Origin of the sequence: Companilactobacillus hulinensis, from assembly GCF_003946555.1 — a bacterium.
Lineage (GTDB): Bacteria > Bacillota > Bacilli > Lactobacillales > Lactobacillaceae > Companilactobacillus > Companilactobacillus hulinensis.
Map to the genome: position 1 here is coordinate 19,572 of NZ_RHOO01000021.1, position 25,388 is coordinate 44,959.

Annotated in this window: 25 protein-coding genes; 8 read left to right on the forward strand and 17 right to left on the reverse strand. The window is 35.9% G+C overall.

The genetic code is table 11. From position 1 onward, the window contains the following. Nucleotides 1-41: 41 nt before the first annotated feature. The 15 genes from EKM66_RS09875 to EKM66_RS09945 all read right to left on the reverse strand — a co-directional run bounded on the left by EKM66_RS09875 (nucleotide 42) and on the right by EKM66_RS09945 (nucleotide 17,206). A complete protein-coding gene (locus EKM66_RS09875; protein ID WP_225426593.1) occupies nucleotides 42-806 on the reverse strand; it encodes an ABC transporter permease in 765 nt (254 codons plus the stop codon). Beyond that, entirely contained in the window at nucleotides 803-1,711 is a 909-nt protein-coding gene (locus tag EKM66_RS09880; RefSeq protein WP_125764130.1) for an ABC transporter ATP-binding protein, read from the reverse strand. Before EKM66_RS09880 ends, EKM66_RS09875 begins: the two co-directional genes overlap by 4 nt. Further along, nucleotides 1,711-1,920, reverse strand: a complete 210-nt coding sequence (locus EKM66_RS09885; RefSeq protein ID WP_125764132.1) for a PLD nuclease N-terminal domain-containing protein — start codon at nucleotides 1,918-1,920, stop codon at nucleotides 1,711-1,713. Before EKM66_RS09885 ends, EKM66_RS09880 begins: the two co-directional genes overlap by 1 nt. Next, nucleotides 1,913-3,043 (reverse strand): helix-turn-helix domain-containing protein, encoded by a 1,131-nt coding sequence (locus tag EKM66_RS09890; protein ID WP_125764134.1) that lies wholly within the window; start codon nucleotides 3,041-3,043, stop codon nucleotides 1,913-1,915. Before EKM66_RS09890 ends, EKM66_RS09885 begins: the two co-directional genes overlap by 8 nt. 456 nt (nucleotides 3,044-3,499) lie before the next feature. Further along, a complete protein-coding gene (locus EKM66_RS09895) occupies nucleotides 3,500-4,516 on the reverse strand; it encodes a DUF916 and DUF3324 domain-containing protein (RefSeq protein WP_164505118.1) in 1,017 nt (338 codons plus the stop codon). A 146-nt stretch (nucleotides 4,517-4,662) separates the two neighbouring features. Next, nucleotides 4,663-5,235, reverse strand: coding sequence for a WxL domain-containing protein (locus EKM66_RS09900; protein ID WP_125764138.1), 573 nt, complete (start codon nucleotides 5,233-5,235; stop codon nucleotides 4,663-4,665). Nucleotides 5,236-5,654: 419 nt separating this feature from the next. Next, entirely contained in the window at nucleotides 5,655-5,834 is a 180-nt protein-coding gene (locus EKM66_RS09905; RefSeq protein WP_125764140.1) for a hypothetical protein, read from the reverse strand. A gap of 1 nt (nucleotide 5,835) precedes the next feature. Further along, entirely contained in the window at nucleotides 5,836-6,576 is a 741-nt protein-coding gene (locus EKM66_RS09910) for an NAD(P)H-dependent oxidoreductase (RefSeq protein WP_225426594.1), read from the reverse strand. Between the two features lie 124 nt (nucleotides 6,577-6,700). After that, nucleotides 6,701-8,938, reverse strand: coding sequence for an L-type lectin family protein (locus tag EKM66_RS09915; RefSeq protein ID WP_125764142.1), 2,238 nt, complete (start codon nucleotides 8,936-8,938; stop codon nucleotides 6,701-6,703). 195 nt (nucleotides 8,939-9,133) lie between these two features. Continuing rightward, entirely contained in the window at nucleotides 9,134-11,407 is a 2,274-nt protein-coding gene (locus tag EKM66_RS09920) for an L-type lectin-domain containing protein (protein ID WP_125764144.1), read from the reverse strand. A 222-nt stretch (nucleotides 11,408-11,629) separates the two neighbouring features. Beyond that, on the reverse strand, nucleotides 11,630-12,403 hold the full coding sequence (locus tag EKM66_RS09925; RefSeq protein ID WP_125764146.1) for an ABC transporter ATP-binding protein: 774 nt from the start codon (nucleotides 12,401-12,403) through the stop codon (nucleotides 11,630-11,632). Next, nucleotides 12,327-13,304: an ABC transporter permease gene (locus EKM66_RS09930; protein ID WP_125764148.1), complete on the reverse strand. Its 978-nt coding sequence runs from the start codon at nucleotides 13,302-13,304 to the stop codon at nucleotides 12,327-12,329. Before EKM66_RS09930 ends, EKM66_RS09925 begins: the two co-directional genes overlap by 77 nt. A gap of 19 nt (nucleotides 13,305-13,323) precedes the next feature. Next, nucleotides 13,324-14,292 (reverse strand): ABC transporter substrate-binding protein, encoded by a 969-nt coding sequence (locus EKM66_RS09935; protein ID WP_125764150.1) that lies wholly within the window; start codon nucleotides 14,290-14,292, stop codon nucleotides 13,324-13,326. A gap of 437 nt (nucleotides 14,293-14,729) precedes the next feature. Next, a complete protein-coding gene (locus EKM66_RS09940; protein WP_125764152.1) occupies nucleotides 14,730-16,034 on the reverse strand; it encodes an aspartate kinase in 1,305 nt (434 codons plus the stop codon). Continuing rightward, nucleotides 16,034-17,206 carry a homoserine dehydrogenase gene (locus tag EKM66_RS09945; protein ID WP_125764154.1) on the reverse strand — a complete coding sequence of 391 codons (1,173 nt, stop codon included), beginning with the start codon at nucleotides 17,204-17,206 and terminating at the stop codon, nucleotides 16,034-16,036. The genes EKM66_RS09940 and EKM66_RS09945 overlap by 1 nt, the downstream gene beginning before the upstream one ends. A gap of 102 nt (nucleotides 17,207-17,308) precedes the next feature. On the opposite strand from EKM66_RS09945, the gene thrC reads away from it, so the two are divergent. The 5 genes from thrC to EKM66_RS09970 all read left to right on the forward strand — a co-directional run bounded on the left by thrC (nucleotide 17,309) and on the right by EKM66_RS09970 (nucleotide 22,043). Further along, nucleotides 17,309-18,796 carry a threonine synthase gene (gene thrC, locus EKM66_RS09950; RefSeq protein WP_125764156.1) on the forward strand — a complete coding sequence of 496 codons (1,488 nt, stop codon included), beginning with the start codon at nucleotides 17,309-17,311 and terminating at the stop codon, nucleotides 18,794-18,796. Continuing rightward, entirely contained in the window at nucleotides 18,783-19,658 is an 876-nt protein-coding gene (gene thrB / locus EKM66_RS09955) for a homoserine kinase (RefSeq protein ID WP_125764158.1), read from the forward strand. Before thrC ends, thrB begins: the two co-directional genes overlap by 14 nt. Before the next feature lie 172 nt (nucleotides 19,659-19,830). After that, on the forward strand, nucleotides 19,831-21,045 hold the full coding sequence (locus EKM66_RS09960; RefSeq protein ID WP_125764160.1) for an MFS transporter: 1,215 nt from the start codon (nucleotides 19,831-19,833) through the stop codon (nucleotides 21,043-21,045). A gap of 64 nt (nucleotides 21,046-21,109) precedes the next feature. Continuing rightward, on the forward strand, nucleotides 21,110-21,499 hold the full coding sequence (locus tag EKM66_RS09965) for a winged helix-turn-helix transcriptional regulator (protein ID WP_125764161.1): 390 nt from the start codon (nucleotides 21,110-21,112) through the stop codon (nucleotides 21,497-21,499). 109 nt (nucleotides 21,500-21,608) lie between these two features. Next, the gene (locus EKM66_RS09970; protein WP_125764163.1) at nucleotides 21,609-22,043 is read left to right on the forward strand and encodes an ACT domain-containing protein; all 435 of its coding nucleotides are present in this window, start codon (nucleotides 21,609-21,611) and stop codon (nucleotides 22,041-22,043) included. A gap of 9 nt (nucleotides 22,044-22,052) precedes the next feature. Here EKM66_RS09970 and EKM66_RS12605 read toward each other — a convergent pair whose 3' ends face one another. Beyond that, nucleotides 22,053-22,205 carry a hypothetical protein gene (locus tag EKM66_RS12605; protein WP_164505119.1) on the reverse strand — a complete coding sequence of 51 codons (153 nt, stop codon included), beginning with the start codon at nucleotides 22,203-22,205 and terminating at the stop codon, nucleotides 22,053-22,055. A 472-nt stretch (nucleotides 22,206-22,677) separates the two neighbouring features. On the opposite strand from EKM66_RS12605, the gene EKM66_RS12610 reads away from it, so the two are divergent. After that, nucleotides 22,678-22,830: a hypothetical protein gene (locus EKM66_RS12610; protein WP_164505120.1), complete on the forward strand. Its 153-nt coding sequence runs from the start codon at nucleotides 22,678-22,680 to the stop codon at nucleotides 22,828-22,830. A gap of 20 nt (nucleotides 22,831-22,850) precedes the next feature. Next, nucleotides 22,851-23,480 (forward strand): hypothetical protein, encoded by a 630-nt coding sequence (locus tag EKM66_RS09975; RefSeq protein WP_125764165.1) that lies wholly within the window; start codon nucleotides 22,851-22,853, stop codon nucleotides 23,478-23,480. A 155-nt stretch (nucleotides 23,481-23,635) separates the two neighbouring features. Here EKM66_RS09975 and EKM66_RS09980 read toward each other — a convergent pair whose 3' ends face one another. Then, on the reverse strand, nucleotides 23,636-24,280 hold the full coding sequence (locus tag EKM66_RS09980) for an FMN-dependent NADH-azoreductase (protein WP_125764167.1): 645 nt from the start codon (nucleotides 24,278-24,280) through the stop codon (nucleotides 23,636-23,638). A 91-nt stretch (nucleotides 24,281-24,371) separates the two neighbouring features. On the opposite strand from EKM66_RS09980, the gene EKM66_RS09985 reads away from it, so the two are divergent. After that, on the forward strand, nucleotides 24,372-25,295 hold the full coding sequence (locus EKM66_RS09985; RefSeq protein WP_125764169.1) for a helix-turn-helix transcriptional regulator: 924 nt from the start codon (nucleotides 24,372-24,374) through the stop codon (nucleotides 25,293-25,295). Nucleotides 25,296-25,388 lie beyond the last annotated feature (93 nt).

Below are 25,388 nucleotides of genomic sequence, written 5' to 3' on the forward strand. Positions count from 1 at the left end.
ACATGTTATTTCATTAGTTACATGTTTGCAAGTATGAAGTTTTAAAGTTTCTTCTGCTTCAAAACCAGCACTGATAAATACACGGTCACTAACGCCAAGACAATTGTTATCCAAATAGCAGGCATAATATGAGAAATATTCTCTGTTCCTTTTACGAGTGACATATTATCCGTGACCAATGCTATTGGATTGTATTTTTTGATATCCTTAAACAAATTCAACAACGTTAAAATAATGAAAACAATCACTGATGCCAAAAAACCTAAATAATTACTTTTGCCTAATGTTGATCCAAAAACTGTAACTGCGACAAACATCAATCCAAATACTAATAATGGCCACACTCCCGTCCACACATTTGGACTCTTGCTATCTGGGAAATAATAGAGTGTGTAACCCCAACTTATAAGAAATGCTATCAGAACAGCTAAGCACCACTGTGCGTATGCCACGATATATTTTGACAAAACAATTGCATACCTTGGTAATCCTTTAGCAACCAAATTGACCAAAGTTCCACGAGAAATTTCATTGCTAATAGTGCTGCTAAAAATTACTGTCAAAACATAAATACCAATCTGGATAATATTCTTAAAATACTGCTGCCATGAATCAACGCTGGTAGGATCTGGCATTTTAATCGTCATACCACTACCAGATGCCATCTTCAAAATTTCCGGAGTTAACTTAGCGAATAGCGGACTTGAAATTCCAAAGATAACAAAAACTATTGTAATCATCAAAATATGATAATTACGCCATGCTTCCATAACTTCCTTGCGGATAAAATACCAAGTTGAAATCATGAAGTAGTCACCTCCATAAAGATATCTTCCAATGTGGTATCTTGCCCATTCATCGAAGTTGGAATCAAATGTTCTTTCAATAATGAGCTTAGAATTACTTCTGCCACGGTTTCAAATTTCCCGGTGTAGTTCAAAATAACCTTTTTATCAGCAATCTGAATATTATTGCCTAATACAATGCCAGCCTGTGTGGCGTCATCTTTAGATGCAAATGTCAAAACAATCTGCGGCTTGGCAAACTGTTGCTTCAAATTAGCCAACGAATCATTTGCTTTCAATACTCCATCATGTAATATTCCAACTCTGTCAGCAATACGTTCAACATCAGTTAATATGTGAGTTGAAAAGACTATCGTAGTCTTACCACGTAAGCTCGCTAATAAATTCAAAAATTCACTTCGTCCAATAGGATCCAGCGCTGAAGTTGGCTCATCACAAATCAATAATTTCGGCTCATTTAACAAAGCTTGAGCAATCCCAAGTCGTTGCTTCATCCCTCTTGAAAAACCATGGATACGGTGCTTATCTATCGGCAAGTCAACCGTCTTAAGCATCTCATTGATCCTAGTCTTAAGTAATCCTGAATCCATTCCCGTTATACGACCACAAAGTGTCAAATATTCAATTGGTGTCATATAACCATAATATTCAGGAACATCCGGCAAATATCCAACAACCTTATTGGCAATGGAATCACCATAATGAACTTGTTTTTCATCAATCAAAATTGATCCCGAATAAATCGTTTCTAATCCTAGAATCATCTTCATTGTGGTAGTTTTACCTACACCATTCTCACCAACAAAACCAAATATTGAACCCTCTGGTACTGAAAAATCCAATCCATTCAATACTGATTTATCACCAAAATGTTTCGATACATCATGCAATTCCAATATTGCCATCAGTACGTCTCCCGTCCAATGACAAAGTACAATATAGCGCCAATCGGATTAATAAATAACGTTAGTAATACCCACAATATCCTATTACCATAGCGATAGTTCTTGTGCCTAAATATATGTATCAGTGCCGCTAAATCTAAACCAACTTCAAGTAAAATCAAAGGAATAAACAATGGAAGATTATCCATAACTATATTTGCATTATTCATTTTCAAAACGCTCCTTAATCGTATTTAGTTGATTCAATATTTCTTTGAATCGGTCATCATTTTGATACTGCTTAAAAAATGGATTATCGGTAACTATTGTCACAAAGTCTGTCTTAATCTGATTCTCATCACGAGGTAATGAATGACCTAAATCGGTCTGATTAAGCCAACCATAAATCTGGTCAAAGTAACTGTCTCCATGCAAACTAAGTGGAAACTGCATACGACCTAACAAATCAACATATTCATCTAAACAATCCATCACTTCATCAGAATCATTCATTTGTGCGAATCCCATGGCAGCTGAGTTTAGAAAATTAACGACAACCGTTGGATTCAATTCTTTGAGCGAGAAGGATTTGATTAACGTCTGACCACGTAAATAAGTCTCGTTGAACTTGTTTGGTTGATCAATTAATAGCTGTAAGTAGTTATTGATTTGACTCATCAAAACTACTACATATTGAAACAACGAACTTTGAATCGTCGAAATAGCTCTATCCTTGTCACCCTTCAACTGATACGCCCATGCAATTAGGCTTTCTGTAGGATAATACTCCGGCATATACTCACCAAGAATACTTAGAACTTCTTCAGGCTTTTGAAGCATCAATGAACAATATGCAGAATAATCAGTTGCCTTATCAAGGATGACTGGGTCATTAGATATCTCCAAAACATGGGTGAATAATTCTTGTGCCTTTCCAAGATACTTCTTCATCTTGCTCTCACGAGAATTTCCCGGTAATAAGTCACCATGATTGATCAGTAATTGACCCATTTCCAGAATCAAGGGTGCACATGAGTAGTAACGATGAATAACATCTTCAATTGAATTCCATACCTCTTCTGGCGCTTTGGTATCAAACTCATTAGAAATCGAGGTATAAATCTTGCGAATTTGTTCTGTCGAAAGATCATTGCTATAATTCATCAATTCGTCAATGCTTATATTGAAATAACCCGCTAAAAGCGGCAACAAAGTAATATCAGGAAATGATTGACCCGTTTCCCATTTAGATACGGATGCTTTGGAAACTCCCATGAAATCAGCTAATTGCTGTTGTGTTATTTGTTTGTCTTTGCGCTTTGAAGAAATAATTGTTCCCATATTTAGCTTCATATTAGTCACCACTCACTTTTCTATAAATCAATTATATGTGGTAAACAAAGTTAAGTATAGCGATACTTAGTTAACTATTGATGTGAAAAATCAACTAATAAGATACAAAAAAGACTGCATTTCTGCAGTCTTTTCTTGTATTTATAATATTTAGCATCTTCCGCTGACTAAGAATAATGAGCTGTGTGACAATAACTACATAGATCACTAAAATTGCAGCGTAAACGCGTAACAAAAAACAACTTCTTCCGTTTAACTACAAGAAATCTCGCATTTACTACGTAAATACGAGATTTCTTTAGGTTATACTCAGAAGTTATAACGTGTTTTGTCACGCTCTACTAAATGCGCTCCAATATCTAACATCCTACGCTTACTACGAATAATGATTTTATCACTTCGTGATAAATCCATTATTCTAGGTAATGCTCAGATGTTCTCAGATATTGTCACGCTCTATGACTTTCTATACTTCTTACGATATTCCAAAATCACAAGAATCATGATCAATAGAATTGCAATGATAAAGGCGATCAACAAGTAATTTGGTCCGTTATTTGTCTTAGGGGTAATAGTAGTCTTAGCTAACTTCTTGACGGTTTCAGTTGTTATAGCAAACTTTCTATCAAAATGCCAAGTTGTTGAGCCAGACTTTGCGTTCAAAACAAGTTCATAAGTTCCGGCCTTCAAGGTCTGTTTTGGACTACCAATCAAATAATCAAAGTCACTATTTGGTGCCATAGATAAACTACTCTTACTTTGTGTATAAATCTCTTTACCCTTATTATCCTTAATTGTTGCATTGACTGAGATATTATCAATAATTGAAGGGGTTGGATTAATTAAATTAGCGGCAACATAGTTATAATTATTAAACTGTTTCTCACTAATGTCTCCCAACTTAACTATTGGTTTAATTTTATCCGAACTTTGTCTCAGTTCCAAACCAATCACATAAGCATATTCATTATTAATATGAATACCTTTTTTCTTCGATTTAGGTGTCGAAGTTATTTCTTGAACCCTAATACCACCAAGAATTATTCCTGAAAAACTATCCTTTGGAGTATCCAAATGTACAGTAACTAATTTGGTTGAATTAGCATTCACTACAACGTCTTGGGGACTTGTAGCTAGGGATTCGATATTATATTCCAATCCGTCACTCTTGGCAGATCCATGACTACTGTAGTCAATAACACCATTATTGTTTGTCAAACCACGATTTACCGAAACTTCGTAATGATGACTTTCATTATCTTTATTCATTATTTTGACAGTCAAATCCTGACTTTGACCAGGTGTAACTTTCAAATCAAAGTAAGAACCATTTTTTTCAATTTGATTATCCGGCAAATCAGCTCCAACCGTATAATTCAAAGTGTCAGCCTTCACATTCAATGACCCAAACGTTAAAAATACAAACAAAGATGTAACGGCAAGAATTATTGGTAGAAATATTTTCTTTATCATTATCATCCATCCTTCCAAGTTTAAGAACGAGATGTTGAGGTTACACGCCTCAAATTTCGATAAAAGAAAGACAATACAAATCGGTATTGTCTTTCAAAATATTTAAAAGATTATGCTGGTGCGTCGGCTAATGTCCATGTAACGGTTTATGTATATGCACCTGGTAAATTACCAGCTGGTACGTATAATGAAACATCGCTATCAGTATATTGTGTAGTATATGCACCAATACCTTGATCTACATCAGCAAATTCAATCTTTGAAGCCGTTGTTGAAAGTGTTACTGGTGTAACAGCTGTTGGTGGTGTTGAAACGTTGGTGCTATCATCGGCAGTTATTGGATCTCCTGACGTTGTATCAAGCGTTAACGTTGCACCTTGCAATGTACTTGTTGCACCACCTGTAGTTGTTGGTGTAGTTGTAAATGATGTTGCAGCAGCAGTTACATTCCAACCTGTTGCAAATGCAGGGTTAGTAACATGCAAAGGAGAAACAGAAGTTGCTGGATATGTAATTTTTGCACCTGAATAATTTTGTGATCCAAAATCAATTGCTGGCACTTTATCCAATGTTAATGATCCATATTGGTTTAAAGTAGCCGTTGATGATGAAGTCGAAGTTATGGGTGTTGTCGTGGCAGCTGCTGCCGTGACAAGCGTCGATGCAGCTCCAAGGGCTATAGCTCCCAATATGGCCGTTCCCTTAATTAAATTTTTCATGATTTAATCCTCGAATAAAAAAGCTTTCTCGTAAAAATACTATTATATTTGGATGCCGTTTATCTGTTTAAACATCCACCGTCTTTATAGTCCTTTTGGTATTGGTTATCAAAATAAACGCTCAAAAAAAATAAACTAACAGTATTATAAAAATACCGTTAGTTTATATTAATTCATTGTTGTGTTTGCCGCCTACAACTCAAATCAATAATTAAAGCTGGAATATGGCTGGAGGTTACAAAATATTTTATCAGCCGTGAAAATGGTGTTTGAACGATGATTCATCGTTCATTACACCATGGGACGAGCTTGGAGATTTGCGAAGCAAAGCTTCAAGGCGAGTCTTCAGACCGCTCTTTGGCTGAAGACGTTCCCCACGGCAGATGAAATATTTTGTAACCGGAAACCAAAGCAAAAGTCTACCACTTATCATGATTCCACAAACGACCATCAAGTTCATGTTGAATTTGATCAGTTCTGATAACTTGCTCAATCACAACCTTTTTTAAGGCAGTTAAAAATGCTCTTTTTTCATATTCCGGCTGCTTATCTTTTAATTGATCCACTTGACTCAGTAACCATTCTGACTGTTCATCCATATTAATCGTCATCCCCATTTTTGATCATCTTCAAAGTAGCACTCAGCTGATCCAAATCATCCTTATTATTCTTAAAAGTATCCAGAATCAGGTTACCCGTGAATTGGTCTTCATCTTTTAATTCTTCAACAAATCTCTGTAGGTGTTCATCAAACCATTCTCCACGATTAGCCAAAGAATCAGGCATTGTCTGACTTAAATATCGTTGATAATCAATCAGTAACTGCATCTGTTCCTCTTCGTTCATATACCAAAACTGTGGAACTGAAAATAATGGTAATATTTGCATTTTAGCTAAATTAGCGATGGCTCGATATGGTGCCATTGCTTCATCTAAAGTAATATTCTCAGTTGCCCCATGTTTAAAATCTTTTAGAGGCATACCGGTCGTGACAACCAATCCGAATTCTTTATCTTGAAGTGGAAAGGTACCATCACCATATATAAAATTACGGGTTAAGACTTCGTCTTCCCATTTTTTCAACCCATAAGGTGCAGCATACCAATATAGTGGAAACTGGAAAATTATTCTGTCAGCACTTTTTAGTAACTTTTGCTCTGCATCAACATCAATCTCATCTAAAGATTCAACATGATGCCAAACTGCCTTAACATCTTCAGAACCCTTCTTCAAAAATTGTTGTGTTTGAGAATTATCAATTTCTGGATGCGAAACTACTATTAATGTCTTAATGATCTGCACCTCCATAATGTTCTCAGAATAACATAATTCAAATTTCATTACACATTTGAAATCCTATTACTCAATATCTACTTCCGTTTTACTAAAAAGAACCTCGTATTTAATTAGTAAATACGAGATTCTTTTAGATTGTTAAACATGTTTTACCACGCACTAATTTAAATTAAATACTATCTAACAAGTTCCATTCCATCTTACCAGAATAAGAACCTGCTTTATTTTTACCATTAAGTTGAAGTAAGACGCCGTTATTCTGCGTCCAAGCATTGGCTACATCGAATGTTTCAACGTCATCAGTATCTTTCACATGAGAATAGATATCTGTCCAGTTCAGCAATGGAGACACGGTACCACTATCATTACGATGAACGATTTCTCCAATTAACTGACTACTTGTTTTTTCATCAACTAAAGATGTCGCTCTTGCTTGCAAAGTCCACCCTTTTCGAGTCGATCTCCCGTCAATTACCTCAATCTGCCATCCTGGTTTTCGAGGAACAATTTCTCCTTTATATCCAAGATGCACATCTTTAAAGAACACATCAGTAGCTATCTTACCAAATGATAATCCTCCACCAACATTGAAGATTATCGTAACTTCTTTAGTACGTTTGCCAGCATTATCTTGTCCATAAAGGGTCAGTGTATTTTGACCAATATGCAATTGGGACTTATCAATAGACAGTGAAAATGGAGCCGTTGCACCAATTATTCCTGTAGCCGACGTAGTTACGGTTGCTCCACCATTGAAACTACTCTTAACTTTGATAGTTGCTGGGTTAATGGTCGAAACTTTTGAATACCAAATATTACCAGTTACAGGTATCGTATCTGGAATCTCGCTCAAACTTCCATAATTCACCGTTCCAGACGGATCAGTACTGATATTCAGTGCATCCACGTCGATAACAAAGTTGGGAGTTTGATCGTTAATAATGAAATTATCACTAGAGAACTTCGCTAACGACTCTTTCACGTCAGTCTGTCTATCAACGGAATTTACCGTGGTATGCAAGACAATCGTGGCTTTTTTATTAGTATCAGATAAATCCTTTGATAGCAGATGTTGTACATTATTATTTGAATATTCCGAAAATGGTATTTCTTCAACATCTCCAGCATTATCATTGTAAATAACAGAACCTGAGTGGAAAGTGACTTCAGATGGTAGGTTCATACTTGCCAAAATATCAGACCATTCCTTAGAACCACTTTCGTAATTCAAATTATAAGTGAAGTCCAAATTATCACCAATATCAACATGATCACCTGCACCAATCGTGTAATTCTTAGTGACATTTTTAATCGAAGCACTAGTATCGGCTGAAACAAATGAAGGAATCGATTCAAACACAATCAAATTATTCTCCATGTATTGACCAGTTGAACCGGTAAATCCCCAACGCAACTTTTGACTATCGCCCAATTTGAAGTGATCCATATCAAGCACCGTAGATGCTGACTTATCAGGTGCTTTGTATGTTCCGTCAAGATTCTTATCATCATAGTCAAATGACAACGTATGTGTGGCATGTTCGAACTTAACCGTCATATGATGCCAGGTAGCATCCGTTAAGTTCATATTTTTCATATCAACCGTGTGATGCATCGAAAAATAATGCCTATAAGGAACCATGTTATTAACATCTTGTCGAGTATATGTTCCAGGTACATCAGGATAATTCATCCCAATATGTTGAGTGATCATACCAGCATCAAACGAGACACCTTTTCCATTAAGATTACCGTAAGTAACCAAATTATTGGCAAAAGTATCAAACTCTATTGCATAACTTTTTTGAATACTTGTACCTGCGATAGTAGCATTTGTAACCTCAGAATTTTCGTTATCAAAATCAGCTCCCCAAACACCTAATGTCTCACCATACGCAGGATCTCCTTTAAATGTTGAAATAGCACCTATTCCTCTGTCGTCATTTTGCAGAACAAACGCCATACCATCACCAACTTCTTTGGGTCTGGTGGAATCTATTGGTCTACCAAAGTACAGCCACATGGACATAGTTTGATCACGTGAAATATCAATATAATTTGCTTCATCGATATTACTCCAAATAGCACCCAATTGGCCGAAGTCGTTGGTAACACGAAGTATTCCTGTTTTGTCATCAACACCTTGATTACGTTTAATAACTTTGGAAGCATTAACATTATATTGTGGATAATTATTCAAATGGAACTCACCTAATCTAAAGGTTGGATCAGAAATATCAAGTCCTCTAGGTGCGGTAGCAAGTGCATTAGCTAAATCATTCGGGTCTCCTGATGTGGTATCAGCATTAACATTTATATAATTATTCGCTGCAATTGTGGTAGTAATTGCAGCAATAATCACAAAAAATGTGCACAGCAATTTATTTATTTTTTTATATTTCCCCATATAATCACCCTTCTCAACTGTGATATATATTTATTTTGGCAAATACATTGTATCAAATTAATGAATATTAAATTAATCAAATTATGTAAAAAACAATTTGATATTTTGGAATCAAATTAAAATAAATATATGCTTGAACGTATATATAAAAATAGCCTCGCATTTACTCTGTAACGTAAATACGAGGCTATCTTCCTATTGAACACTGTCGACCAGATTCCAGTGAATCAAACCATTGTAATTTCCTGCCAAACATTGATCATTCAGTTGTAATAATATACCGCTGTCTTCACTCCATTTACCGGCTACATCAATTGTTTCAACTTCCTCACAATGCTTCACATTAGAATATATATTGGTTAATTCACCAAGAGGCTTGATATTTCCATCTTCATCTCGATGAATCATATTCCCATTTAATTTTTGATTCTTAGCTTTATCGATCATATCATCAGCTTGTGCTTGAAGAGTCCATCCGACTCCACTTGGACGCCCATCAACTACTTCTACTTGCCAACCATTTTGACGTGGAATCAAGCGTCCTTGTTCAGGTTGATCAACATGAATAGGCTTAAAGAAGACATCTTGTTGAATATTTCCGAATTCTAAAGCACCCCCAATATTAATAATTATTGTATGTGTCTTAGTCCACTTGGTTCGAAAATTCTTGGCGTAGACTTTGATAGTATTCTGACCTACCTTTAAATTCTTCTTATCAATATACAGATCAAATGGAGCTGTATCTCCTGGTGGTCCTTGCAAAGTCTTAGCAGATTGTTGATTGGCACCGACAATTTCGCTATACAGTGTAATATTCTTAGGATATATTGTTTGTCCACCCATGTAATGAACTTCTACTTGAACATGGATCTGATCTTCCAACTGGCTCATTGAGGAATATTCCAAAGTTCCATCCGGATTCATTGTCATTCGCAAAACTTCAGTGTCGATATAAAACTTCGGCGTATCAGTATCGGCAATCAAATTATCACTCTCAAATCTGGCATGAGAAGATGGAACCATTGTAGCGTTCGCTACTGGCTTGACCCGCGCATGCAATTCAATTATTGCATGCTTAGACTTGTCAGAAAGGTGCTTGTTCAATATATGTTGAACATTGTTACCATTAACTTCACTAAGAGATATTATTTCAGGATCATCAGTATCATCTTCATAGATTATTGTTCCCGATGTAAATTCTACTTCTTCAGGCAGGTTAATATCAGCCAAAATATTCTCCCAATCCTTTGAGCCCTCTTGATAATTCAAGTTATAAATGAAACTCAGATCGTCATCAGCATCAACATGAAAGTCTTCATCGGTTATCAGTTTATTCTTGGTATTGTTTCGAATTGCGGCATGGGCATCACCACTTACAAATGAAGGAATAGATTCAAAAACAATCAGACTATTTTCCATCTGTCCACCTGTAGACCCAGTGAATCCCCAACGGAGTTTATTACTATTCTTCAAATCAAAATGACTGATATCAATCTGTTGATTCCATTCATAAAAAGTAGGTTTACGCGTTCCATCAAGGTTCTTATCGTCATAACTCATGTATAGTGACTGATATCTCGGTTCCCATTTCATCGTTATGTGATGCCAGTTAGCATCAGTCATTTTCATGGATTCCTTGGCAGACTTGTGCATCATTTTGAAATAGTACTTTCTATCTCGCGATGCTGGCGTGTACCAAGCTTCATATGTAAGTGGAGAATCGGGATAATTCATCGCAATATGTTTGGAATTCTTATCAATATCAAATGACACCCCTTCACCATTCAATTGAAAAGGATAACTTTTTTTGTTTAGATACGTATCAAATTCAATTGCAAAGCTCTTTTGAATTGCTGTTTTTGCTATCTCGGAAGTTGGTAATTGGGTGCTGTTGTTAAAGTCAGCTCCCCAGACTCCTAAGGTCTCCCCATATGCTGGATTACCTTTAAAAGAAGAAATAGCATCGACACCACGAGGATCATTTTGGAGAACGAATGCCATTCCGTCCCCGACAGAATTAGGATTCACGGGATCTTTTTCTCGTCCAAAATACATCCACATCGACATTGTTTGGTGTCTTGTTACATCAAAATAATTATTTCCATCAATATTACTCCAAATCGAGCCCAATTGATTATTACCATGAGTAACTCGCAATATTCCAGTTCGATCATTCAAATCGTTTTGATTACGATGAATAACCTTCGAGGCATTCAAATTACTCAGCTTATTTTTATCGTTAGTCTTATAGAACTTGCCTTGAATAAAACTCTCAGTAAGAATATCCATTCCACGTGGAGCTGTATCCAGAGCATGCTGTAGATCTTCCGCATCAGCTGGTGGAGAATCAACTGGCAATACCGTTGCCGCAAATACTTCTTGTTTCTTTTCAACAAACAAAGCTCCAAAGAATATTATAATAATCAGCCAAAAATATAATCTAGAATCCCTACGATTTTCATTTTTCATTAATCTAACCCTTGCTATCGCCTCTATTAAGCATTTTCAGAATTACATTGTATCAGACGATAAGTAGCAAATGTTATTTGTTTTGTCATATAAAAATCAAATAAAATCATTAAGGTATATGAAAAATATGGCTGTGATATAACTATAAAATTCATCAAATTTACGGCGTAAACACACAGAAATACACAATTTTTTGTGTTTAACTAAAAATACCCGCATTTACTACGCAAATAGTCCCACTAGATCCTCAGACTTCAAATTCTTTTTGTCTTCACCACTGACATCGAGTTTGATCTGACCATCTTGAACCATGATCAAACGATTCCCATACTTCAAAGCATCCGACATCTTGTGTGTGATCATCATAGTTGTTAAACCCTCACGAGTAACAATATCTTGAGTTATCTCCATAACATCTCGACTTGTCTTAGGATCAAGTGCAGCCGTGTGTTCATCCAACAATAATAGCTTCGGCTTACTCAATGTTGCCATAAGTAGTGACAATGCCTGACGTTGACCACCGGACAAATATTTTACCTGTGTCTCTAATCTATCTTCTAATCCCATATTCAAGGTCTTGAGTAACTCCTGATACCTGTTCCATCTGTCAGCTTTCTTATATCTTCGCAAACTTGTGGTATGTGTATGGCTCTGTGCCAAAACCAAGTTTTCAGCAACACTCAAATCTCCTGCAGTTCCCATCTTCGGATCTTGGAAAACTCGCGACATCCAGCGAGAACGGTAGGTAATCGACTTGTTCACAACACTATGACTTGCCAAATCAATCTCACCTGCATCGGCAGACAACGTTCCAGCAATTGTATTCAACAACGTTGACTTGCCGGCTCCATTGTTACCAATCACTGAGATAAAATCACCATCGTAAACTTTCAAACTAACATTTTTTAAAATATGCTTTTCATTCTCGGTCCCCGGAAAGAATACCTTTTGTAAGTTTTTGACTACTAATGTTTCTGATTTCTGATTGTTGTTCATATTCTTCACCTTCCGATAGCTGTGATAAGTATTGTTTTAATTGCTTTTTAGTTTTAATTCGATTCTGAATAATTGGTACACAGATTACGATCACCAAGATAATCGCTGAAAGAATCTTTAAATCATCAGGTGGGAATCCTAGTCCCATGGCAATTGTTAATAACAAGCGATAAATAATCGCACCGAATACCATTGCCAATAATCTCACCAAAATGTTTCGTCCACGTAGGAAGATTTCACCAACTAGAACCGATGCCAATCCGATAACGATGGTTCCAATTCCCATTCCGATATCAGCATAACCGTTGCTCTGAGCAATCAATGAACCTGATAAAGCAATCAGACCATTGGAAATCATATATCCAAAAATTATCATCCCATCGGTCTGAATCCCATTCGCAGAACTCATAGCTTTGTTATTACCAGTTGCCATTAATGAAAGTCCCAATCTGGTTTTGAACATACTATAGAGTAATCCAACGACTATTGATGTAATGATCAAGCCAACGATAATCGTCTGTACATCAGGTGTTATACTTTCTGGCAAATAATTCATCAAAACTTTTTGGTCAAGCAAGGGAATATTCGACTTACCCATGATATGCATATTGACCGAATACAAACCAGTCATTGTTAATATCCCAGCTAATAATGACGGAATCCCCAATTTTGTATCCAGAATCCCCGTCACTATTCCAGCGATACAACCGGCCAAGAACCCTGCCATTGTGGCAACAAAGGTTGATTGACCATGCAGCATCAAACTAATTGTGACTGCTGCCCCGAATGGAAAACTTCCTTCAGTAGTTAAATCAGGAATATCTAAGATTCTAAATGTAATGAACACTCCGATAACTAACGGAGCCCATAATAATCCTTGTCCTAAACTTGATATAAGCATATTATTGATCTCCTCTTAATTAAGGTTTAGTAATACTTGATGCATCAATACCGATGTCTTTGGCATTATCTTTATTGATGTACAATCTCAATGTCTTCGATGTTTCAACTGACATTGTTTTTGGATTCTTTTTATTTACTAATACTTGATAAGCCATTTCTCCAGCTTGTTTGCCAAGATCTTTGTAGTTGATGCCATACGTTGCTGTACCTCCATCTTGAGCCATTTCAATTGAACCAGTAACAACTGGCAACTTTGCTTCTTTAGCCTTTTTACCGATAGTCTTCATTGAACTTGCCATCAAATTATCTGTTGGTAAATAGATACCTGATACAGAATTCTTCATCCCAGCAACAGCACTGGCAACATCGTTAGTACTTGTAACACTGACAGTTTTAACTGCAATGTTGTTTTTCTTGGCATATTTCTTAGCCATATTAACTTGAAGTACAGAATTTTCTTCTGATGAGTCATACATGATGCCAATTGGTTTGTCGTTTTTAACAATTGATTTCAACAATTTAACTTGCTTGCCAACCGGTGAAATATCACTGGCACCTGTCACATTTGTCTGTGGCTTATCATTTGATTTAACTAATCCAGCAGACTTAGGATCAGTTACCGCTGTAACGATAATTGGCGTTGTCTTAGTTTTCTTTGCTAATCCTTGTGCTGCTTGTGTACCGATAGCCAACATCAAATCTGGCTTCTTTTGAGTTAGCTGCTGACTCATTGAACTTACATTGGCCTGATCCCCTTGCGCATTCATGTAAGTGTATTTAACATCCATTGACTTGTCGTGCTTATTAACAGCTGCAGTTAATCCTGATTTGAATCCGCTTCTTGCGGCATCTAATGAACCGTGTTGAACAATTTGCAAGATTCCGACATTGAGTGTCTTGTCACTTGCTTTTGATGATGTTGAGCAACCGGCCAAAACCACAGTTGCCATAATTAGTGTAATTAATCCCATTAAGTATTTTTTCATTTTGAATATCCTCCCGATAATGCACACAATTTTTAGGTAAATAAAAAACCAGATAGATTATAGAAAATCCATCTGGTTTAATATCGGGCCCGATATATTATCTCCAGATAGATTTTACCCGTATCTATCTGGCTTCATGACATGCTCAAGAACTTTAGCCAATCAATAGATACGAACGCTTGCGTACGCGTCCGTATCCAATTGACTGAATACAAACGCTATCTAAAGAAAAAGCTAAAGGCAAATTGACTATTTAAATGTGTCTGACTAATTCTATTCAGTTTTATCATAGTTAATTTCCTTCCCTGTCTTTAATTTACAATTTCTAGTAAAACATGTGAAAATTATACTGTCAACAATTAATTTAATATTCAGTAAATCTTATTAGTGTTTCTCTAATAAAAAAGAGCGGACAAACCGCTCTACATCAACACTCATTATTGACCAACCGCATTTTTATAAATATTTGAAATTGTTCTCTCATAATCAGAGTTTGAAACTCCAAAAACAATTTTCATATCGCTACCTTCTTGAATAACTAATCTGATATTGATAAGGCTCTTATCCAAAAAGCTCATGATCCTACCAGCAATGGCAGGGCGACTACTCAATTGTGTTGAAACTGCGGCAATCAAGGCTATATTATCATTTACTGAAAATTCATCAAGATTACAATTATTTTTCAATTCAGACATAACAAGCTGCAAGATTCCCTTTACTTCACTCTGTTGAAGCATAAATCTAAATGAATCTGTTCCTGATGGTACTGAATCAACAGCAAGATGATGCTTCTGAAAAATCGATAATACTTTTTGCAATATCTCAATATGCTTGTTCAATTGATACTTCTTAACAGTAATGATCGTGTAATTTTTCTTACCCGCAATCCCTGTGATCAATTGCTTATCATCACGTTTGATTTTGTCCACAACCAAAGTACCGCCACTATGTGGGTGATTTGTATTGAGTATTTTTGTTGGAATATTCTTGATTCTCACCGGTTGAACTGCCTCTTCTTGGAAGACATTGAATCCCATATATGATAATTCTTGCAATTCACCATATGTCAATGAATCAATCCGTTTGCACTTGCTGACAATTCTTGGATCTGCCATCAAAATACCAGAGACATCTGTCCAATTTTCATACAGATCAGCATCCAAAATATTGGCAAGGATAGCTCCAGAAATATCACTACCACCACGTTGCATTAATTGAATATCACCGTTCTTGTTACTTCCGTAAAATCCCGGAACTACTATCGTTTCGTTATTCTGATAAATATTCATGAACTTGTCAGCTGTGGCCGACATATCTATTTCACCGTTCGAAAAAATCATGAAGTCAGCTGAATCAATGAACCTGAATCCCAAATAGGCCGCCATCAAGTGTGCTGTTAAATACTCGCCACGAGAAATAAGATAGTCACTTGTACAAGATTTTAAGTTATTCTCTATATTACTTATTTCATTTTCAATATCAAAATTTATATGTAGATTATTCTTGATTCGTACGAATCGCTCGACAATTTTGTTTAATACTTCAGAATAATCGGAATTGTTTAATCTCAACTTATCAAGGCTTATTAATAAATCAGTAATTTTGATTTTTTCTGCAACGCTTTTACCAGCCGCACTAACTACAACCACTTTACGCTGGTCATCTTCATCAATAATTGCTTTAACTTTTGCAAATTGCTCTGAATCAGCGACAGAGCTACCACCAAATTTAACTACTTTCATTATGCGACTACCTCCATGGGTAAACTAGCCATAAAGGCTTTACTGTCAAAGGAAAGAATTTCTTTCATCAAATCATGCATTTTACCAGCTGAAATATCTTCAACTCTAAGGAAATCCCCTTCTTGATAAACTTTGTAATCAGCAAAAATATCACTGACATCGTATGAGGAACGAACAAGATAATCACTCTTTGTTAAGTCTGAGCAATACTCCACTTTGCTATCGAAGTCACGTACCAAATGGTCTTTGGCTTCTTTGATATCCAGAATATCTTGGACAACGGCATTAGCTGTAGGTAACATACCAGCACCCTGACCAAAGAAATCAAGCTTGCCAATTGTGTCGCCATTTAATGAGATCAAATTATAATTATCAGGTGTATTGGCTTCCAATGTATGGCTCAAAAATAGTGTTGGTTCAACCACATAATCGAACTTGTTTTCACGTTGATGTGTTTTACCAATTAGCTTGATCGACATACCCATCTTTGAAAAATACTCAATATCCTTGGCACTGATATTACGAATACCAAAAATTGGTAACTTGTCTTGATTATCAATATCAATGTTATAAGCAATATCGGCACTGATGGATAGCTTGTTAGCTACATCAATGCCGTCAATATCAGCACTAGGGTCCGCTTCAGCATAGCCAAGTTTCTGAGCTTCTTTCAACACTTGTGAAAATGATTGTCCTCGTTTACTCATTTGATCGAGGATAAAATTACTTGTTCCATTGAAGATTCCTTCAATAGAACTGACCTGGTCGATTCGCAGAGCCTTTTCTAGTCCCTGTATCCAAGGAATTCCTCCACCGACACTAGCTTCAAAGTAGAACTTAACACCGTTAGCGCGTGCAGCTTCTGTAAATTCTTTGAGATACAATGCAATAACCGCTTTATTAGCTGTTATGACATGCTTCTTATGATTCAATGCATTCAAGATATATTTATGTGCTGGTTCAATACCACCAATTGCTTCAACAACAACATCTAAATGACTGTCATTGACTATTTCTCCCATGTCATCTGTCATTTCTGGCAAAATTCGTTCTTTATTCTTTCTAATTAGAATATGACTCACATGAAGGCATTCGGTTTTACCACTTGCCTTCTTTACTATTTCATAAACGCCCTTACCAACTGTCCCATAACCTAAAATAGCGATGTTCATGGTAATAACCTCCTGTTTTCTGTGTTCATTAATCGTAAACACTTGTTTTTTATTTAAAAACAAGTTATCATAATAACATTCAATTTGCAAGGGGTTAAGATTATGAATAAATTATATACAAGTACTAGAAACACTGATGTAGCCATATCAGCAAAAGATGCAATACGCCAAGGATTCTCTACTGACGGGGGATTGTTCGTTTTTCCGAACTTTGACAATTCGTCTATTAGTATAGAAGAAATAAAAAATAAAAATTACCAAGAAATTGCAAAACTTGTACTCAGACAGTTGCTTCCTGACTTTTCTGATCAAGAAATTTCTGATTGTGTAAGTGCTGCCTATAATAATAGTTTTGACACTGATGAAGTAACCCCGCTCACCCGTGTTGATAACTTCAATGTACTTGAATTATTCCACGGACCAACAAGCGCCTTTAAGGATGTCGGTCTCCAATTATTACCACAATTGATGAATCATTCTATTGCCAACAAACGAGTCATGATCCTGACAGCAACAAGTGGCGACACCGGTAAAGCCGCTCTTGAGGGATTCAAGGATGCCGATAAAATTGCCATCACTGTTTTCTACCCACATAACGGCGTTAGCCAAGTACAACAACTTCAAATGGCAACAACAGGCGGAAATAATACAGAAATTGCGGCTATTGAAGGTAACTTTGACGATACCCAAAGTAATGTCAAAAAGATCCTCAACGATGCATCCTTAAAGGAACAATTAGGGAGTAATATAAGTTTATCAAGTGCTAATTCAATCAATATTGGACGTTTAATTCCACAAATTGTTTATTACTTCTATTCATATAAGAAGTTAGTTGAAAATAAGCAAATTCATAACGGTGACAAAGTAAATTTCAGTGTACCAACTGGTAACTTTGGCGATGTTCTAGCGGGATATCTTGCTAAACAACTCGGACTTCCCGTTAACAAGTTCATCGTTGCAAGTAATGAGAACAACGTTTTGACTGACTTCTTCAATAGCGGTATCTATGATCGTAATCGCCCTTTCTTCAAGACTGTTGCTCCAAGTATGGATATTCAAATCTCAAGTAATTTTGAAAGGCTTCTATATTATAAGAGCAACGGTAATACAGAATACGTTAAGCAATTAATGGACGAACTTGAATCCACAGGTAAATATCAAGTTTCAGATGAACTATTAAAGAGTATCCAAGAAGACTTCTATTGCGGATATAGTACTGATGATGAAATCAAACAATCTATTAATGAAGTTTATGAAAAGTTTGATTATTTGATGGACCCACATACTGCAGTCGGATATAAAGTAATGCGTGATTACGAACAAATTGACAATTCATGCCCTACTATTCTGCTAAGTACAGCAAGTCCATACAAATTTGTTAAGGTGGTTGCCGACGCAATTCTAGACAATGACAAAAACGATGACCTTCAATTAATGAATGATATCAACCAAAAAACAGGTGTACCAATTCCGCAAAACTTAAAGAACGTTTGGAATCTACCTATATTGCATGATGATGTAATTGAAAGGAATGATATGCGTGACTACGTCAAATCCAAAGTGGAGGAAGACCTCTATGATAAGAATTAAAGTACCCGCAACCAGCGCAAACATCGGTGTAGGTTTTGATGCTCTAGGATTAGCAGTGTCATTCTATGGAACAGTTTATTTCGATACAAGTGATGAAAAGTTAGAAATTGTTGGTTGTCCTAAAAAATACCAGAATGACCATAATTTGATTTATCTAGCTTTCAAAAGAGCTTGCAAGTACATTAAGAAACCTGTACCAAATCTCAAGATCATCGTCAATAATGACATCCCTATTGCTCGTGGATTAGGAAGCTCAGCCGTCTGTATCGTAGCTGGACTAAAAGGCGCCAGTGTTTGGTTTGAGAATGCACTATCAGATGAAGAAATCCTAAATATTGCCACAAAAATGGAGGGACATCCCGACAATGTTTCCCCAGCAATATACGGAGGCATGTGCGCATCCATCAATGACGATGGTGACATTCATGTTGCCCAATACGAGATAAATAAGAAATTAAACTTCATTGCCATGATTCCTAACTATCCTATTAGTACTCATGCAGCACGCGAAGTTCTCCCCGACAAAATGAGTTATGCAGATGCAATTTATCAAATTGGCCATCTTGGCGTGCTGATAAAAGCATTAGAACTCGGTGATTTCAAAATGATCCAATCAGCCATTGTGGACAGAATGCATGAACCATACCGAAAAGCTTTGATTCCTGACTATGATAAGATTGCTAAAATATGTAAAGATAATAATTCTATCCTCTATATCAGCGGAAGTGGATCAACACTAATGGCTATCTCCAAAGAAGAAAATATTGATAATTTGTTCGATAATGTTTCAAAAGAATTCCCAAATTGGCAAGTTAAACCACTGACGGTCGATACTGTTGGTGCAACTGCCGAAATAGTCTAAAAAATAAATAGAGCTCATAAGAAACGGTAGGGAGGAGAACCGTTTCTTATGAGCTCTATTTATTATAGGAACTTTTTAGTACCTACTGCACTTTAAAGTACGTAATTGTTTATTAGATCTAACACCTTATAATGATATTCATGTTCAAAAACACATATAAGGAGTTGAAATTATGAACAACAAACAAGTATCACCAACATGGATCTTAATGTCATTGGCTATCTCAGCCTTTGCCATCGGATCAACAGAATTCATCAGTGTCGGTATTATGCCACTACTGACAAAGACATTTGATATTTCATTAGCAACCGGTGGATTGACTGTCTCAATCTATGCCGCCGGAATTATGGTAGGTGCACCAGTTCTAACTTTGATAACTAACCGTTGGAGCCGAAAAAAATTACTTATCGGCATCATGGTCAGCTTTATCATTGGAAATATTATTGCCGCACTCGCACCAAGTTTTGCGATTCTTCTATTGGGAAGAATTATCACAGCACTATCACACGGGATCTTCATGGCAATCGCATCATTAATTGCCGCAGATGTTGTTGAACCAAATAAACGTGCATCAGCTATCGCTGTCATGTTTACCGGTTTAACAGTCGCAACTGTTACTGGTGTTCCACTTGGAACATTTATTGGTCAAAATATTAATTGGCGTGCATCCTTCCTATTCTTAGTTGTACTAGGACTAGTCGGATTGATAACCAACATTATCTTAGTGCCAAACAATCTCCCACTTCCAAAGCCTACAAACGTAAAAGGTATCTGGAAAATTCTTAAACAACCTGAATTATTATTGATTCTAATCATTACAGCACTTGGATATGGTGCAACTTTCCCAGTTTATACATATCTAACAACTATTCTGAACAAACAAATGGGCTGGTCTGAATCCGCCATTGTTATTATCTTGATTTTTTATGGATTCGCCGTTGCTATCGGTAATACGCTTGGTGGACGCTTTGCAAACTCTAAGCCATTGAACGCCCTACTAAAAATGCTAGTTGGACTCGGAGTGGCTTTGATTCTAGTTCGCATTACCATGAATATGCATTACTTAGGCTTAATAGCTACATTAATCATGGGACTATTCGCCTTCATGAACGTTCCTGGACTACAACTATATATCGTTCAATTAGCTGAAAAGTTCACACCAAATGAGATTTCTCTAGCTTCCGCATTGAATATTTCGGCATTCAATGTTGGTATTACCTTTGGCTCATCAATCGGTGGACAGGCCGTTGCTGCTAACCAAATTGTTAACACTCCATGGTTAGGAATTGGAATGTTAGTAGTTGGAATTATCTTGATTGTTGTACTGCAAAAGATGGTTGCATCAAAAGATGTTGAATCTAAAGATATTGAATTAGAAAATTGCTAATACTTGAGTAATAAATGATTGATGTTAAGATATTAGTACCAGTTAAAAAGGATGGTAATGATTAATGAAACAAGCTATTTATAATATTGGTGTTGAAGCCACCATGAATATTATTGGCGGTAAGTGGAAACCAATCATTCTTTGCCACCTTAAACATCAAACCATGCGTACAGGTGAATTGCGTCGAGCAATCCCTAATATTACGCAAAAAATGTTAACACAACAATTACGTGAACTTGAGGACGATGGTATCGTTGATCGTAAAGTTTACAATCAAATTCCACCTAAAGTTGAATATTCACTCACAGAATATGGTGACAGTTTGAATCGCATCCTTGAAGAGTTGTGCCTTTGGGGCGAGGATAATATTGAGCGCCGTAAGCAAAATGGTGAAAATATTATCTTGTTAAATAGTGAAAATGTAAAAACTCAAGATTTACCTGACGTTGAGTAAACAAAAAGAGCAGTTCAGACGCGAACTGTTCTTTTTTGATGCATTATTAATAATATTATCGTGATATACTTTGTATTGTATAAAACGCTTTAATTCAAGGAGTGATACCGTGGAAAAATATTATATTGTCGATAGTTCAATTCTTCCGGAATCGTTTGATAAAGTCATTCAAGCCCGCGAACTACTAGAAACCGGCAAATCTAGTAATGTAAGTGAGGCAGTCAAGGTAGTGGGTATCAGCCGTGGTACCTATTACAAGTACAAAGATTTGGTCTTTCTTCCCGACGATAATATGACCGACCGCAAAGCACTGATATCGATGATGTTAAATCATGAACAAGGAATTCTTTCAAAAGTTTTGGCAATCATTTCAGAAACCAATGCCAGTATTCTAACCATTAACCAAAATATTCCTATTCATAATATTGCCAGTGTAGTTATTTCAATCGACATTAGTCATTTGACTGGTACCGTAGACGATTTGATGGACACATTGAAACAAACTAACGATATTAATAATGTTCAATTGATCTCAGTTGAATAATTTACCAATCTACTTAGGCCACGCAATATACATCGCCATAATTATTCCGAAAGTACCAATACAATAGAAGAATTTGGCAATCTTACCACTTTTAACGTGACTAGCTGATAAGAGGAATGACAATCCGATAATAAAAGTCAGTGCCATAGTAAAAAAGTTCATGTATCGTGCCCTCCGTATATTTAGTATTACTGTTAATACTAATGTAACGAAAAAGTATGACGAATTAGTGAATAAGTTGTGGTTATTTTTCGCAGAGCGCGTCAATGAGCGGGAACACATGAGCATTACCTAGATTAATGATTGCAGCAACGTAGTTGATGTGATTATTAATCGTAGTAAGCGCAGTGTGTTGCTCATTGTAAGCGCATTTTAATAGAGCGTGTCAAATGGCGATTAAACATTGAGCATTACCTAGGATAATAATTGTGGCACGAAGTGACGCAGTTATTATTCGTAGTAAGCGCAGATGTTTGCCATTTGTAAGCGCATTTTCGCAGAGCGTGTCAAATGGCGATTAAACACATGAGCACCACCTAGATTAATGAGTATATCTGAGTACAATTTCAGATATACTCTTTTTTATTGTTATAATAATGAAGATTAAATATCATTTATTGAGGGTGGGAAAAACATGGCATTTGCAGAATCATCAATTATTCTTTTATTGGCAGTAGCCATTAGTATCGTAATTTCAAAATTAATCCCAAAAATTTCAGGAACCTATATTAGCTTAATTATCGGAATTATTATGGGACTCATTCCCGCAATAATAACAGTGTTTTAGCATTTAACGATGAAATATTTATGCTGGCGATAATTGCTCCATTGTTATTCTTTGAGGGGCAAGAAACCAAAACATATATCGTAAGAAAAAAGCTTAAAAATATTTTCAGTACGGCAGTTATATTAGCTATGGCGTTCTCAGTTCTTGGATCGAGCATCAAGGGTAGTTTCCCAACCTTCAACTTCATTATCCTAGTGGAATCAGCTGTGATAATCATGAGTATGCTTGTTCCAACTATCCTATTCAAATTCATCCTCACACCTGATAAGTTCGATTTAGATTCAAAAATCAAAATTAATGAAATCAGAAATAATATGGTTCAACTAGGAATTGAGCACGTTCAAAAAATGAACATCGATGATACTGTAAAACAAAGTGTTATCTATGACTTACGTGATCAAATAAAAGATAATACTATTGGATCATTTCTCAAACAATGGAGTTTTGCTGGCTCACGAGAAGCATTATTCACTCCTGAACAAGAACTCCAAGAACGACGCGCCTTGATGGGTGCTTTCAATCATGAAACTCAATATTTATATGAAACAGCTTTGAAGCACATAATTGAGTCAAAATATATTTATGACTTGTACAGTGAAGTTTTACTATCTGAATCACTAGTACTTGACCCTGAAAATACTTTGGGATAATTAAAAGAGTGCGATAACACATGGTCAACTTTCAAGCATTAAGGCAAACAAGGCTAGTAATCCAAAATCGGATTACTAGTCTTGTTTAGTTGTGCCTTATCGCACATTGCGTTGCAAATCAACGAATCTTATAGATACATCACAGCTTTTACTATTTACTCATAAAACTTTTCAAATTCCACGTCCAAATCATTCATTCCTTGCGCCACAGCTTGATTGATATCTACACCATTGGTTTGTAATCCTTGGATACGGACAATTGAAAATTTATCAAATCCCATTAATTCTTCAAAAATACCCTTTAGATACATTCTTGAGAATTCAAGTGGAGTATATCTATCATTATTAGTATAGATAGATCCACTTGCTTGTAACAACATGACTTTGTAGTCATCTGTCATCAGGCCAACTGATCCGTCTGCAGTATACTTGAACGTTTCATGAGCTACCAACACATTATCAATATAATCCTTCATCTTTGAAGTCACGTTAAAGTTATGAAGCGGTGATGCAATAACAATACGATTATGTTCTTTAAACTGATGAATCAAATCTTGATTAATTTGAAAAATACGGTTTTCTTCTTTACTCAAAGTAATATGTGCTGCTTGCTTTTCCCAGATACCTAACAGCTGGTCAGTCGTTAATTGTGGTATTTCCATATCATATAAGTTGATCAAATCAACAGTTTGTTCCGGGAAACTTGTTCGAAAGTCTTGCATAAAACGTTGTTGGAGTTTCATTGAATAATGATCTCCATTTCTAAAATCTGGTTGAGCATTTATAACTAATGTTTCCATAATTAATGTCTTCTTTCCTAATCGATAAATATATTCTACAATCCAAAGGTGACAACATATGGCACCTTTAAATAAATTGGAGACAAAAACCATGAATAAAGCAGAACGACTCAATCAAGAATTAATTTTTCTTAGTGATAAGAACTTCTTTCAGATAAATGACTTATTAACTGAATTCCAAATTTCAAAACGAACCGCACTCAGAGATATCAGTGAATTAGAAAATATGGGACTATCATTTTATGTCGAAAATGGTCGTAATGGTGGTTACCACCTGATGAAAAAGGAATTACTGGTTCCTATCATCTTCAATCTCGAAGAAGTAAGTGCCATATTCTTCGCTATTCAAGCATTAACGTTATTATCATCTACTCCATTTGAGAAATCCTACCAGCATATTTATGACAAATTACTCGCCACCCTGCCAAAACCACAACAAGAATATGTGACCAAATTACAAGATAGTGTAAATTATTATCGTGTTCCTTCTATTACAACTCCAAATTTTTTGAGTACGATCTTGCAATCTATCGTTGATGAAAAAATCATCGACATCGAACAGCACAATTCAAAACAGCAAATACAAGTTTTCAATCTACTATATCGCAATGGCATTTGGTTCTGTGATGCGATAGATGTGAATACCAAAGAATGGGCAACTTATCGTTGCGACCGTTTCAAGACTTGCCAAATAAATAATCACTTAAAAAACACGTATACGCATTTAGAATTGAAACAATTTAAACAAGATTACGAAGATAACTATCATAATATAAAGTTCCAATGTGAACTGACCCCCTTAGGTAAAGAATTATTTCAAAAGAATAATTATCCTAATATGTATCTCAAAGAAAAAGATAGCAAATTCATAATGTATGGCGGATATAATCGGGATGAATTCAATTACATGACTGAATATCTGATAGGACTTGGTAAAAACGTAAAGATCAATTATCCGGAAGAATTGAAACAAGCTTATCTGAATGAATTAAAGAATATTATTGAAATGTATTAATAATTGCTATTAACCATAATCGAGTAGGAGGTAACTTTAGTTACCGACCTCTCACACCACCGTACGTACGGTTCCGTATACGGCGGTTCATTA